We start from the raw sequence: 12,453 nt of genomic DNA, 5'->3' as shown, positions 1-12,453 counted from the left end.
GGCCGAGAAAAGGGCGAATATCCAGCACTCAACGAGGGCGCCAGCCGAGGGCGGCCGAGATGCGGCCCGCCGCGTCGCGGACGATCGGGGTCAGCGTCTCCAGGCGTTCCGGGGGCATGTAGGGGCGGGTCGCCGTGACGCTGATCGCGGCGACGATCGCGCCCGACGTGTCACGCACCGGGGCCGCGACGCAGAGGATGCCCGGCTCGTTCTCCTCCAGGTCGAAGGTGACGCCCCGGCCCGCCGAAGCCTCCATGACCTGCACGAACGCCTCGACGGTGAGCACGTCCCGCGTCAGTCCGTCTGCCGCGCCGACGGGTCGCTCGGCAAGGAACTGCTCGCTCCAGCGCCCCGGCTCGTCCAGGAGCAGCGCCTTGCCGATCCCGGTCCGGGTCAGCGGCATGCGGTGCCCGATCTGCGAGCGCATCACCGCACCGCGCGTGCCGGGAATCTTGTCGAGGTAGAGCACCTGCCCGCGGTCCTCGATGGCGAGGTGGACGGTGTCGTGGACACGCTCGGCGAGCGCGCGCAGCACCGGCGCACCCACCCCGGTCACCGGGTTCTCCTGGAGGGCCTGGTAGCCGAGCTCGATGAGGGCGGGGCCGAGCGCGTAGGCGCCGTCGTCGTGCTGGCGCAGGTAGCCGGTGGCGAGGAGGAGCTGGAGCAGGCGGTGGGTGGTGCTGCGCCCCACCCCGGTCTCCGCCGAGATGTCCCGCAGGCGCGTGCGGCCGCGGGCGACGGCGTTCACGACGGCGATGCCCCGCGCGAGGGTCTGCGTTCCCGGCGGGGCGTCGGCGGACTCGTCCCGGACGCGCGGCACGGGGGAGTCGGACGGAGCGGTCATCGCGCCACGCTATCCCGAGCAGCCACGGAGTCCCGATAATAGGGATGAGGTTCGGATTATCGGGACCCGGGTCTACCGTCCAGGACATGGCTGACGACGCACCGAGGCGCGACGCCGCGCTGGTGGCCCTCGACTGGGGCACGACGACGTTCCGGGCCTGGCTCCTGGACGCCACGGGTGCGGTCGTGGACGGCGTCCGGACGGCGGACGGCGCGCTCTCGCTGTCGGAGCGGGCCGACTCGGCCCGGGCGCGGGCCGCCGCCTTCGAGGCGACGTTCTCCCGGCTGTGCCGGCCCTGGCTCGACGAGCACCCTGGCATCCCCGTGCTGTGCTCCGGGATGGCCGGGTCGAACCTCGGCTGGGCCGACGCCGGGTACCTGGACGTGCCGGCGGAGCTCGGCGGCCTCGCCTACCGGCTGACGGTGGTGCCGGCGGGCGACTCCGTGGTCCACCTCGTCCCGGGGCTGCGGGCCACGGGGCCCCTCCCGGACGTCATGCGTGGCGAGGAGGTGCAGCTTGTCGGCGCGCTGGCCACGACCATTCCCGAGCACGCGCCCGCCCCGGACCACGCGCCCGCTCCCGAGCACGCGCCCGCTCCTGAGCACCCGGCCGCCCCCGACCGCCAGCAGACCGTCGTGCTGCCCGGCACGCACTCCAAGTGGGTGCGCCTCGACGGCGGCTGCGTCGCGGGCTTCACCACCGCCATGACCGGAGAGCTCTACGGCCTCCTGCTGCGGGACAGCATCCTCGGTCGGCTCGCGGAGGGGGAGCCCGGCACGGAGGCCTCGGACGCCTTCACCTGGGGTCTCGAGGCGGAGGCCGAGCACGGCGACGAGCGCGGCCTTCCGGCGCTGCTGTTCACGGCGCGCACTCTCGTGCTGGCGGGTCGCCTCGCCGGCCCGGAGGTGGCCGACTACCTGTCCGGGCTGCTGATCGGCGGCGAGGTGCGGCACGCGCTGCGCGCCGAGCCGGCCGACGTCGTCGTCCTGTGCGGGTCGCCGTCCACCACGCACCGCTACCGCCTCGCCCTGGAGCGGTCCGGCGTCACGGTCCGCTCCGTCGGCGAGGACGTCACCGCCCGCGGCCTGTGGCGCGTCGCCGTCGACGCGGGCCTGGCCTCGCTCGACCCCGCCTCGCTCGACCCCGCCTCGCTCGACCCCGCCTCGCTCGACCCCGCCGAGGAGCAGCACGCATGAACACCCGGTCCACCGGCCTGATCGCCATCCTGCGCGGCGTGACGCCCGACGACGCCGTCGCCGTCGCGGAGGCGGTCCTCGCGGCGGGCTTCGACGCCGTCGAGGTACCGCTGAACTCCCCGGACCCGCTGGAGTCCGTCCGCCGGATCCGCGCGGCGGGCCCTGCCGACCGGCGCGTCGGGGCGGGCACCGTGCTCGGCCCGGACGACGTGCGCCGGGCGGCCGACGCCGGGGCCTCGCTCATCGTCTCGCCCAACACCCGGCCCGACGTGATCGCCGAGACCGTGCGGCTCGGGCTGGAGAGCTACCCCGGGGCGGCGACGCCGACGGAGGCCTTCGCCGCGCTCGACGCGGGCGCCCGGGCGATCAAGCTCTTCCCGGGCTCGGCGGTCGGCACCGACGGCATGCGGGCCTGGGCCAGCGTGCTGCCGTCCGGCACGGCGCTGGTCCCGGTCGGCGGCGTCGACGCCGGAAACCTCGCCGACTGGGCGCGGGCCGGCGCGTCCGGCGCCGGCGTCGGTACCTCGCTGTACCGCCCGGGCGACACCTCGGAGTCGGTCGCGGCGCGGGCCGCCGAGCTCGTCCGGATCTGGCACCAGAACTGCAACGACTGAGAGGCATGCCGTGAAGATCACGTCGATGACGACATTCGTCCTGCCGCCGCGGTGGCTCTTCCTCAAGATCGAGACCGACGAGGGCGTCGTCGGCTGGGGCGAGCCGGTCCTGGAGGGCCGCGCGGCCAGCGTCGCCGCCGCCGTCGAGGAGCTGTCCGACTACCTGATCGGCAAGGACCCCCGCCGGATCGAGGAGCACTGGACAGTGCTCTACCGCTCCGGCTTCTACCGCGGCGGGGGCATCCACATGAGCGCCCTGGCCGGCATCGACCAGGCGCTGTGGGACATCAAGGGCAAGGCGCTCGGCGTGCCCGTGCACGACCTGCTCGGCGGCCGGCTGCGCGACCGGATCAAGGTCTACTCGTGGATCGGCGGCGACCGGCCCGCCGAGACCGCGGACCAGGCCAGGGAGGCCGTCGAACGCGGCTTCTCGGCGGTCAAGATGAACGGTCCCGAGGAGCTGCAGTACGTCGACTCCCGCGACAAGGTCGAGCGGGTGGTCGCCAATGTGGCGGCGGTGCGCGACGCCGTCGGGCCGAACATCGGCATCGGCGTCGACTTCCACGGGCGCGTGCACCGCCCGATGGCGCGCGTGCTGCTCGACGCCCTGGCGCCCTACCACCTGATGTTCGTCGAGGAGCCCGTGCTCTCCGAGCACGTCGACGGCATCGCCGACGTGCTGCGGAACTCGACCACGCCCATCGCGCTCGGGGAGCGGCTGTACTCCCGGTGGGACTTCAAGAACGTCATCACCACGGGCGTCGTCGACATCATCCAGCCCGACCTGTCCCACGCCGGCGGCATCACCGAGGTGCGCAAGATCGCGGCGATGGCCGAGGCCTACGACATCGCCATGGCGCCGCACTGCCCGCTCGGCCCGATCGCGCTGGCTGCCTGCCTGCAGCTCGACGCCGTCGCGTACAACGCGGTGATCCAGGAGCAGAGCCTGGGCATCCACTACAACAAGGCGAACGACCTGCTGGACTACATCGTCGACCCCGGCGTCTTCGCCTACGAGGACGGCTCCGTCGCCATCCCGCAGGGGCCGGGCCTGGGCATCGAGGTGAACGAGGACTACGTCCGGGAGCGCGCCGCGGAGGGGCACCGGTGGCGCAACCCGGTCTGGCGGCACGAGGACGGCTCGTTCGCGGAGTGGTGAGCCCAACTCCGCCGTGGGGCGCCGGGCCGCCGTCGGGCACATAGACTTGCCGGGTGTCGTCCACTGCCCCTGAGAACCAGCCGCAGACCCCCCGCCCGGTCATCGTCGTCGACTTCGGCGCGCAGTACGCCCAGCTGATCGCGCGCCGCGTGCGCGAGGCCAAGGTGTACTCGGAGATCGTGCCGCACACGTTCACGGTCGAGCAGATGCTCGCCAAGGACCCCGCGGCCATCATCCTGTCCGGCGGCCCCTCGTCCGTGTACGCGGCCGGCGCCCCGTTCGTGGACCCCAAGCTCTTCGAGGCCGGCGTGCCCGTCATGGGCATCTGCTACGGCTTCCAGGCCATGGCGCAGGCGCTCGGCGGCGAGGTCGCGCAGACCGGGCTGAGCGAGTTCGGCGGCACGGAGGTCGAGGTGTGCGCCTCGGGCGTGCTGCTCGCCGACACCCCCGAGCACCAGACCGCCTGGATGAGCCACGGCGACGCCGTGCACCGCGCGCCGGTCGGCTTCGAGGTGCTCGCGACGTCGGACGGCTCGCCCGTCGCCGCCTTCGAGGACACCCGCCGCCGCCTGTTCGGCGTGCAGTGGCACCCCGAGGTGCGGCACTCGGCGCACGGCCAGACGGTGCTGGAGCACTTCCTGTACGAGGGCGCCGGGCTCAAGCCCGACTGGACCCCCGGCAACGTCATCGCCGACCAGGTCGCGGCCATCAAGGCCCAGATCGGCGACGCCCGCGTCATCTGCGCGCTGTCCGGCGGCGTCGACTCCGCCGTCGCCGCCGCGCTCGTGCAGCAGGCCGTGGGCGACCAGCTCACCTGCGTGCACGTGGACCACGGCCTCATGCGGGCCGGCGAGGTCGAGCAGATCGAGACCGACTTCGTCGCCTCGACCGGCGTCCGCCTGATCGTCCGCGACGAGAAGGAGCGCTTCCTGACGGCGCTCGCCGGCGTCAGCGACCCGGAGACCAAGCGCAAGATCATCGGCCGCGAGTTCATCCGCGTGTTCGAGGACGCGCAGCGGGACATCGTCGCCGAGGCCGGCGCGCACGGCGAGGAGGTCAAGTTCCTGGTGCAGGGCACCCTGTACCCGGACGTCGTGGAGTCCGGCGGCGGCGAGGGCGCGGCCAACATCAAGAGCCACCACAACGTGGGCGGCCTGCCCGACGACCTGGACTTCGAGCTGGTCGAGCCCCTGCGCACCCTGTTCAAGGACGAGGTCCGCGCGGTGGGTCGCGAGCTCGGCGTGCCCGAGGAGATCGTCTCGCGTCAGCCGTTCCCCGGCCCGGGCCTGGGCATCCGGATCGTCGGCGAGATCACGGCAGAGCGCCTGGAGATCCTGCGCCGCGCCGACGCGATCGCCCGCGAGGAGCTGACCAGGGCCGGCCTCGACAACGAGATCTGGCAGTGCCCCGTGGTGCTGCTCGCCGACGTCCGCTCGGTGGGCGTCCAGGGCGACGGCCGTACCTACGGCCACCCGATCGTGCTGCGCCCGGTCTCGTCCGAGGACGCGATGACGGCGGACTGGACCCGGCTGCCCTACGACGTGCTGTCGACCATCTCGACGCGCATCACCAACGAGGTGCGTGAGGTCAACCGCGTGGTGCTCGACGTGACGAGCAAGCCGCCGGGCACCATCGAGTGGGAGTGACGTCCTGCGGCCCCGCCCCGGTCACCGGGGTGGGGCCGTGGTCTGTCACCAGGCGGTGAGCCGGGCCCAGGTCAGGCCGATCGCCGTGCCGAGCAGCAGGTACGGGCCGAACGCGATGCCCGACTTCCAGCCCGCGCGCCGGCCCAGCAGCAGCACGATCGCGACCACGCCGGCCACCAGGTGCGCGGCGAAGACGCCGACCAGGAGCGTGCCCCACGAGTGCCACGTCAGGAACGCGCCCAGGCTCAGCGAGAGCTTGACGTCGCCGTACCCGATCCCGCCGCGCGGGGACACCAGGTACAGCACCTGGTAGAGCGCGAAGAAAGCGATCCCGCCCAGCGCCGCGCGGCCGAGGTCGCCCCACGACCCGGTGCCGAGGGCGGCCACCGCGAGCAGTACCGCCGTCGCCCAGGTCAGCGGAAACACCAGCGCGTCGGGCAGCCGGTGGGTGTGCGCGTCGATCACGCCGAGCGCCGCGCCGACGACCGCGAGCACCAGGTAGGCGGGCGTGAGCCAGCCCGGCCCGCTCGCCCAGACGGCCCACACCGCGGCGATCAGGGAGACGACGCCGCTGCTCCGCGCCCAGGGCGCCACCTCGGTCCGCGCGCGCCGGTAGTGCCGGACGGCGAAGTGTTCCACCGGGCTCGTCGGGGCCGGTTCGGAGGGGCTCACCCGGGGAGGCTATCGGCGCGCCAGCGTCGCCGCCTCCGCGTAGACCCGGTCCGTCGTGGCCAGGACGTCCGGCCAGCCCACGCCCGCCGGCGGGGTCGCGGCGGCGGCGAGCAGCCCGTCGAGCAGGCCGGGCTCTGCCGCGAGCCGCACGAGCGCGGCGGTCAGCGCCACGTCGTCGGGCACCAGGAGGCCGGTGACGCCGTCGACCACGCGCTCGGCCAGGCCCGACCGGGAGTGGGCGATCACGGTCAGCCCCGCGGCTTGTCCCTCCAGCGCGGCGATCCCGAAGGCCTCGTCGGAGGAGGGCGCGGCGTACACGTCGGCGCGCGCGTACAGGCGCTTCAGCTCGGTCGCGGTGAGGCGTCCGGGCAGGGAGACGACGTCGCGCAGGCCGTGCTCCGCGACGAACTTCCGGGCGGCGCCGCGTTCCGGGCCGTCACCGGCGAGCGTCACGAACAGCGCGCCCTCCGGGAGCCGGCCCACGGCGTCGGCGATCGCGGCGAGCAGCGGCAGCATGCGCTTGCGGGGCGCGAACCGCGCGGCCGACACCACGTGCACGGCCGCGCCCTCGGGCCGGTTCGCGCGTTCGGTGCGCGGCACCCGCCAGGCGTCCAGGTCGAGGCCGTTGGGCAGGATCACGACGTCGGCCCCGGTGCGCAGCAGCCGGCGCAGGGGTTCCGCCGTCATCCCGCTGACCGCCGACCAGCGCACGGGCCAGCGGGACCAGCCCGCCGCGGCGTCGGCGGCGGCGAAGAGACGCGACGCGTTGCCCCACACGCTGTGCACGGTCAGCACCGCTGGCAGCCCCAGCCGGGTCACGGGCCGCAGCGCGGCCTGCGCGGTGGGGGCGAGCACCCCCATGTGCAGGTGCACGACGTCGGGTCGCTCGCCCCGGGCGACCGCCGCCCGCAGGCGGGTGGTCACGTGCGCGGTGGAGCGCGGGTGGATCGGCCACCCGCCCGGGATGCGAGCCGCGATCCGGTGCACGACGACGCCGTCCTCGACGGCGGTGCTCACTCCGTGCGCGCCGGGCACCGCGGGGGTGGTCGTGATGACCTCGACGTCGTGCCCCGCCGCGACCTGCTGCGCGGCCAGGCGGCTCACCTGGGACTCGATCCCGCCCAGCAGCGGAAGGTACGTGTCGGACACGTGGGTGATGCGCACGCCCGCCATCCTCGCACCGGCGGGCCTCCTACCTGGTGCCACGCCGCGCGCGGCGCGTGGTCCGTACTTAGCGTTGCAGGATGAGCGACTACACGAAAGTCCCCGTCAGAGGGGTCAAGGGTGCTGGTGTGTTCGTCATCGTCGCCGCGATCATCATGATCGTGGCGGGGATCGCCGTGTGGATTCTCGTCGCGACGCAGCTCTCGGCAGAGAAGATCACCGTCTCCGACGACTCCACGTTCATGGGAGGCGTCTTCGCAGGTCAGCAGGTGCAGGGACCGCTCACGGCCTACGCCCAGGCGGACATCATCAACCACCACGCCCTCGAGGCGTCCGGCGGGGCGACGTACGCCGAGCTGGAGCAGGACGACCCCGTCCGCGACACCGTGATGGACGCGTCGTTCCTGCGTGCGTCGCTGTTCACCTCGGTGGTCGCGTTCGGAGTCTGTGCCCTGGTGGTCGGGCTCGGGATCGTCCTGGGCGTGATCGGGGGAGCACTGCAGAGACTGGCCCGGACCCCCTAGCGGCGTCGGACGCTGGAGATCACGGAACCGGCGACGAGGATCACGCCCGCGGCGCCGAGCAGCACGATCAGGGCCACGCCCAGGTCGAACACCACGCCGGCCGCGACCGCGAGGATCCCCAGCCCGACCGCGATGACGATCAGGCCCCACACCGCCGTCCCCACGCGCGGGCCGCGCCTGGGGGCGGCGGGAGCCGACGGCTGCCCGGGCTGGACCGCCGGGGTGGGGCGGGCCGGCGCCGGCTGTGCCGTGGCCGGGCCGCTGCCCGACGGCGGAGGGGTCGCCCTCTGCGCCGAGGTCGCCCCGGGCGCCGGCTCGCGCAGGGGCGCGAGGGGGTCGGAGTCGTCCCGCACGGGGGCGTCGTGGACCTCGGCCGCGGCGGCCTCCGCCTCGACCCGCGCCGCGGCGATGCCGTAGGCGGGGTGCACCTCGCCCTCCGGTGCGGCGGCCTCGGGCACGTGCTGGGTGTCGTCCAGCGCGATCTTCTGGGTCGGCGGGGTGGCCTGGGCCGGCAGCACCTCGGTGTCCGGGTCGTTCGTGGTCGTGTGGTCCATGTTCTCGCTCGTGTCCTGGCCCTCGGGCCCGCCGGTGGTCTCGCTCGGGTTCTTCCGGTCGTTCGTCTGGTCGGTCATGGCGTGCTCCCTCAGTTGCTCTCGGAGACGATGACCTCGCCCGCGCCGGCCTCGATGTCGAGGCTGAGCACGGCGCCGTCGTCGCCGACCTCGTCGCTGGCGAAGTAGTTGTCGGAGCCGACGCCGCTCGTGGAGCGGTCCTGGTCGTCGACGTTCCACTGGACGACCCCGGCGGCGACGTAGGCGTTCGCCTCGACCGCCACGTCCTTCGGCACGATCACGGAGGTCTGGCCCGCGCCGAGCTGGATGGGCACCACGACCGGGTCGCCGGGCTCGACCCGGGACAGGTTGAGCTCCGACAGGTCGATGGTCGGGTCGCCCCACTGCACGAAGAAGCCGTTCTCTGCCTCGCGCACCGTCTGGACGGCGATCGTCCCCTCGGTGATCGAGGCGGCGTCCGGGTTGTCGTTCTCGGTGATGATGCCCTCGATCTCCTGCCCGTTCACCACGGCGTCGTCCACCCAGTCACGGGTGGGGGTGCCGGCGACGCCCACGTACGTGACACCGAACAGCAGGGCGACGATCGCGAAGAAGCCGAGCACACCGCTGGTGCGGCCGCGCAGGCCCGAGACGAGGATCGCGACGCCGAGCGCCACGGTGCCGAGGCCCAGCCAGGCGGCCAGGAACCCCACGCCGCCGTCGATCAGGTAGCCGCCGCCGCCCAGGCGCTCGACCGCCAGCAGCAGCGCGCCTGCCAGCAGGATCACGCCGAGCGTGATGCCGACGGCGGTGCCACCCGGACCCCGCGACGTGCGCACCGGCGGTGCGGTGTAGACCGGCTGCGGCGGGTGCGTCGCGGCCGGGCGGTTCGGGGACTGCAGCGACTGGCCCTGGTGCCGGGGACCGGCGCCGCTCGCGTAGACCAGGCCCTCGTTGCGGCGGTAGTCGACCTGCGGCGCCGGTGCGAACGGGGCGGTGGTGCCGGACGGCGCGCCCGGGGTCGGGGTGCCCGGCGTCGGGGTACCGACGGGGGTACCCGCCGTGGGCGCACCCGGGGTCGGTGCCCCCGGCACGCCGGGGGCGGTGCCCTGGCGCCGGGCCACGTTGTTGTCCCGCGAGCGCTGCACGCCCTGGACGATCAGGTAGAGCACCACCCCGACCACGGCGAGCCAGAAGATGACGGCGAGCCACTCCCAGCCGCCGTCGTCCCACCAGCCCAGCGGGCCGCCCCAGGCGAACCCGACCAGGAAGACGGCCACCGCGCCGAGCATCGCGACGTCGAAGTTGCCGCGGATCGCCTCCTGCAGGTGGATGCGCCCGTCGCGCTCGGGGAGCAGCGCCCAGGCGACGCCGTACGCGACGAGGCCGAGGCCGCCGAGGAAGAAGCTGATGATCAGCAGGCCGCGCACCAGCAGCGGGTCCCAGCCGATGCGCTCGGCGACGCCGCCGGCGACGCCGCCCACCCAGCGCTGGTCGGAGCGGGGGAACAGGCCGCGGCGGATCGAGGCGAAGAAGCCGGTCTCCGGGTAGGGCTGCTGGCCGGGGGCGGCCGGTGCAGGGCCGACGTTCGGGTCGGCGGCTGCGTCAGGTGCGGGGCTCGTCGCCGGGTCTGCGGGGTCCGGGCCGACAGACCTGGCGTCGGCCGGGCCACCCGGCTCTCTCGTGGCGTCCTCGGGACGCGTCTCGTCGGTGCTCATGACATCCATGCTTGTCGACCGGCGGCGGATCCGGCATCGGGACCTGCCCTGAACCGACCCTGGTTACCCCCGCGCGGGACCCTGAGATCCAGGCTCAGCCATGTTCAGGGGAGTGCGGACATGTGACGATCAGGGTGTGAACCAAAGACTCACCCTCCGCAGACCCGGCAAGGCCGGGCCGGGACACAGCGGCCGCTGGCTGGCCGGCGTGGCCGCCGGCCTGGCGGCGCACACCGGCCTGCCGGTGTGGCTGGTCCGGGTCGCGTTCGTCGTGCTCAGCGGGTTCGCCGGGGCCGGTGTGGTCGCCTATGTCTTCTGGTGGGTGACGATCCCCGCGGGCGTCCCGACCGTGCCCGTCGCCGCCGTGCCCACCGACCGCGCCCGTCTCGCGCCGCGCCTGACCACCGACGCGGACGCCGACGCGGGTGCGCAGGAACGCAACGCCGCCTCCCTCGCCGAGCGCATGCGGCTGTCCGGGCCGGTCTCCCGGCTCGCGGCGCGCGACATCTGGCTCGGCGTGGCCCTGCTGTCCGGCGCGGCGCTGCTCGTCGCGTACCGCGCGGGCTGGGACCCGGTCGCGTCCTGGGTGCTGCCCGCCCTCATCGGGCTCGGCGGCGTGGCCCTGGCCTGGAGCCAGATCGACGCGACCGACCGGGACCGCTGGGTGGGCGGGTCGGGCACCGGCTCGCTCCTGCGCTCGCGGACGGCACTGCTCCGGCTCGCCGGCGGCGTGGTGCTGACCATGCTGGGCGTGCTGATGCTCGTGGGCCAGGACACGCCCGTGAGCGTGCTGATGCAGGCCACGGTCGCGTCGGTCGCGATGGTGGCGGGTCTCGTGCTCGTGTCGGTGCCCTGGTGGATCCGGCTCGTGCGGCAGCTCGGCGACGAACGCGCCGCCCGCGCCCGCGAGTCCGAGCGCGCCGACATCGCCGCCCACCTGCACGACTCTGTGCTGCAGACCCTCGCCCTGATCCGGTCGCAGGCCAACGACCCCGAGGCTGTCTCCCGCATGGCCCGCGCCCAGGAGCGCGAGCTGCGCGGCTGGCTCTACGACGACCGGCGGGAGCCGGGCACGTCCGTGGCCGCCGAGCTGAAGGACCTGGTCGCCGAGATCGAGGACGCCGTGGCGCCGCTCACCGTCGAGACCGTGGTCGTGGGCGACTGCCCGCCCACCGAGTGCACCGCCGCGCTGCTGCAGGCCGCGCGCGAGGCGCTGCTCAACGCGTTCAAGCACGGCAAGCCGCCCGTGTCGGTGTACCTGGAGGTCACGGACGCCGTGGCCGAGGTGTTCGTCCGCGACCGCGGCGACGGCTTCGACCTCGACGAGATCGCGGTCGACCGGTTCGGCGTCCGCGAGTCGATCCTCGGGCGGGTGCGTCGGCGTGGCGGCACCGCCGAGGTCGTCAGCCGGGAAGGATGGGGTACCGAGGTACGGCTGCGGATGCCGCTGGAGAAGCCCGCGAACGGCGAACGTCGGCCCGCGAACGGCGATCGGAAGCCGGCGAACGGCGACCGCAAGCCCGCGGGCGGCGAGAAGAAGACCGAGAAGAACGGCAGGGCGCGGGCCGAGACGGCTCCCGACGCCGTGCCCACCACAGCGGAAGGTGCGACGAGATGACAACCCAGGCGACGGCGTCGGGCGGCGGGCTGGTGCCGCTCCCGGTACCGGTGGTGCTCGTGGACGACCACCACCTGTTCCGCACGGGCGTGCGCGCCTCGCTGGACGACCGCGTGACCGTGGTCGGCGAGGCGTCCGACGTGGACACCGCCGTGGCGCAGGTGCACGAGCACCGCCCGCCCGTGGTGCTGCTCGACGTGCACCTGCCCGGCGGCAACGGCGGCGGCGGTGCCGAGGTGGTGCAGCGCTGCGCCGACCTGCTGACGGACGGCGTCCGGTTCCTCGCGCTGTCCGTGTCCGACGCCGCGGAGGACGTCGTCTCCGTCATCCGGGCGGGTGCCCGAGGGTATGTCACGAAGAACATCGCGCCGTCGGAGCTGTCGTCCGCGGTGGTGCAGGTGGCCGGTGGTGACGCCGTCTTCTCGCCGCGGCTGGCCGGGTTCGTGCTGGACGCGTTCGGCGCCTCCGCGAACGACATCGCCGTGGCCGACGACGAGCTCGACCGCCTCTCGAAGCGCGAGCAGGAGGTCATGCGGCTCATCGCGCGCGGGTACTCCTACCGCGAGGTGGCGAGCGAGCTGTTCATCTCGATCAAGACGGTCGAGACGCACGTGAGCGCGGTGCTCCGCAAGCTGCAGCTCTCGTCCCGGTACGAGCTGACCCGCTGGGCGGTGGCCCGCCGCCTGCTGTAGTGGTTCCGTTGAGTGCTGGATGTTCGTCCGGTTGATGGCCTTCGCGCAGGCGAAG

General features: G+C 74.0%; 12 protein-coding genes. 7 read left to right on the top strand and 5 right to left on the bottom strand.

Annotated elements, in window-relative coordinates:
- Positions 1-28: 28 nt before the first annotated feature.
- The gene (locus tag AB0I29_RS10720; RefSeq protein ID WP_357481373.1) at positions 29-844 is read right to left on the bottom strand and encodes an IclR family transcriptional regulator; all 816 of its coding nucleotides are present in this window, start codon (positions 842-844) and stop codon (positions 29-31) included.
- An 86-nt stretch (positions 845-930) separates the two neighbouring features.
- Here AB0I29_RS10720 and AB0I29_RS10715 point away from each other — a divergent pair, with 86 nt between their 5' ends.
- From AB0I29_RS10715 to guaA, 4 genes are read left to right on the top strand one after another with little or no spacing between them, the layout of a single operon-like run.
- The gene (locus tag AB0I29_RS10715; protein WP_357481370.1) at positions 931-2,040 is read left to right on the top strand and encodes a 2-dehydro-3-deoxygalactonokinase; all 1,110 of its coding nucleotides are present in this window, start codon (positions 931-933) and stop codon (positions 2,038-2,040) included.
- Positions 2,037-2,654 carry a 2-dehydro-3-deoxy-6-phosphogalactonate aldolase gene (locus tag AB0I29_RS10710; RefSeq protein WP_357481367.1) on the top strand — a complete coding sequence of 206 codons (618 nt, stop codon included), beginning with the start codon at positions 2,037-2,039 and terminating at the stop codon, positions 2,652-2,654. The genes AB0I29_RS10715 and AB0I29_RS10710 overlap by 4 nt, the downstream gene beginning before the upstream one ends.
- 10 nt (positions 2,655-2,664) lie before the next feature.
- A complete protein-coding gene (dgoD, locus tag AB0I29_RS10705; protein WP_357481363.1) occupies positions 2,665-3,813 on the top strand; it encodes a galactonate dehydratase in 1,149 nt (382 codons plus the stop codon).
- Between the two features lie 53 nt (positions 3,814-3,866).
- Positions 3,867-5,459, top strand: a complete 1,593-nt coding sequence (gene guaA, locus AB0I29_RS10700; RefSeq protein WP_285101126.1) for a glutamine-hydrolyzing GMP synthase — start codon at positions 3,867-3,869, stop codon at positions 5,457-5,459.
- Positions 5,460-5,504: 45 nt separating this feature from the next.
- Here the strand turns inward: guaA and AB0I29_RS10695 are convergent, their stop codons facing one another.
- Both AB0I29_RS10695 and AB0I29_RS10690 read right to left on the bottom strand, forming a co-directional pair.
- Entirely contained in the window at positions 5,505-6,131 is a 627-nt protein-coding gene (locus AB0I29_RS10695; RefSeq protein ID WP_357481360.1) for an A24 family peptidase, read from the bottom strand.
- A gap of 9 nt (positions 6,132-6,140) precedes the next feature.
- Positions 6,141-7,295 (bottom strand): glycosyltransferase family 4 protein, encoded by a 1,155-nt coding sequence (locus AB0I29_RS10690; protein ID WP_357481357.1) that lies wholly within the window; start codon positions 7,293-7,295, stop codon positions 6,141-6,143.
- An 80-nt stretch (positions 7,296-7,375) separates the two neighbouring features.
- Here AB0I29_RS10690 and AB0I29_RS10685 point away from each other — a divergent pair, with 80 nt between their 5' ends.
- Entirely contained in the window at positions 7,376-7,819 is a 444-nt protein-coding gene (locus tag AB0I29_RS10685) for an aromatic ring-opening dioxygenase LigA (protein ID WP_285101132.1), read from the top strand.
- Here the strand turns inward: AB0I29_RS10685 and AB0I29_RS10680 are convergent.
- Positions 7,816-8,451, bottom strand: a complete 636-nt coding sequence (locus tag AB0I29_RS10680; RefSeq protein ID WP_357481353.1) for a hypothetical protein — start codon at positions 8,449-8,451, stop codon at positions 7,816-7,818. The two genes, AB0I29_RS10685 and AB0I29_RS10680, sit on opposite strands and share 4 nt — an antisense overlap.
- Positions 8,452-8,462: 11 nt before the next feature.
- On the bottom strand, positions 8,463-10,088 hold the full coding sequence (locus AB0I29_RS10675) for a PspC domain-containing protein (RefSeq protein WP_357481350.1): 1,626 nt from the start codon (positions 10,086-10,088) through the stop codon (positions 8,463-8,465).
- Positions 10,089-10,224: 136 nt separating this feature from the next.
- Here AB0I29_RS10675 and AB0I29_RS10670 point away from each other — a divergent pair, with 136 nt between their 5' ends.
- Together AB0I29_RS10670 and AB0I29_RS10665 are read left to right on the top strand one after the other, a co-directional pair.
- Positions 10,225-11,706 carry a PspC domain-containing protein gene (locus AB0I29_RS10670; RefSeq protein WP_357481347.1) on the top strand — a complete coding sequence of 494 codons (1,482 nt, stop codon included), beginning with the start codon at positions 10,225-10,227 and terminating at the stop codon, positions 11,704-11,706.
- Positions 11,703-12,398, top strand: coding sequence for a response regulator transcription factor (locus AB0I29_RS10665; protein WP_285101140.1), 696 nt, complete (start codon positions 11,703-11,705; stop codon positions 12,396-12,398). Before AB0I29_RS10670 ends, AB0I29_RS10665 begins: the two co-directional genes overlap by 4 nt.
- Positions 12,399-12,453 lie beyond the last annotated feature (55 nt).

Origin of the sequence: Promicromonospora sp. NPDC050262, assembly GCF_040655935.1 — a bacterium.
Taxonomy (GTDB): domain Bacteria; phylum Actinomycetota; class Actinomycetes; order Actinomycetales; family Cellulomonadaceae; genus Promicromonospora.
Note: the sequence above shows the minus strand (reverse complement) of the source record. Positions and strands in the feature narration are given on the sequence as shown.

Coding starts and splice junctions, on each gene's coding strand:
- AB0I29_RS10720 (WP_357481373.1), bottom strand. CDS start 844: ATGACCGCTCCGTCCGACTCCCCCGTGCCGCGCGTCCGGGACGAGTCC.
- AB0I29_RS10715 (WP_357481370.1), top strand. CDS start 931: ATGGCTGACGACGCACCGAGGCGCGACGCCGCGCTGGTGGCCCTCGAC.
- AB0I29_RS10710 (WP_357481367.1), top strand. CDS start 2,037: ATGAACACCCGGTCCACCGGCCTGATCGCCATCCTGCGCGGCGTGACG.
- AB0I29_RS10685 (WP_285101132.1), top strand. CDS start 7,376: ATGAGCGACTACACGAAAGTCCCCGTCAGAGGGGTCAAGGGTGCTGGT.
- AB0I29_RS10680 (WP_357481353.1), bottom strand. CDS start 8,451: ATGACCGACCAGACGAACGACCGGAAGAACCCGAGCGAGACCACCGGC.
- AB0I29_RS10675 (WP_357481350.1), bottom strand. CDS start 10,088: ATGAGCACCGACGAGACGCGTCCCGAGGACGCCACGAGAGAGCCGGGT.
- AB0I29_RS10665 (WP_285101140.1), top strand. CDS start 11,703: ATGACAACCCAGGCGACGGCGTCGGGCGGCGGGCTGGTGCCGCTCCCG.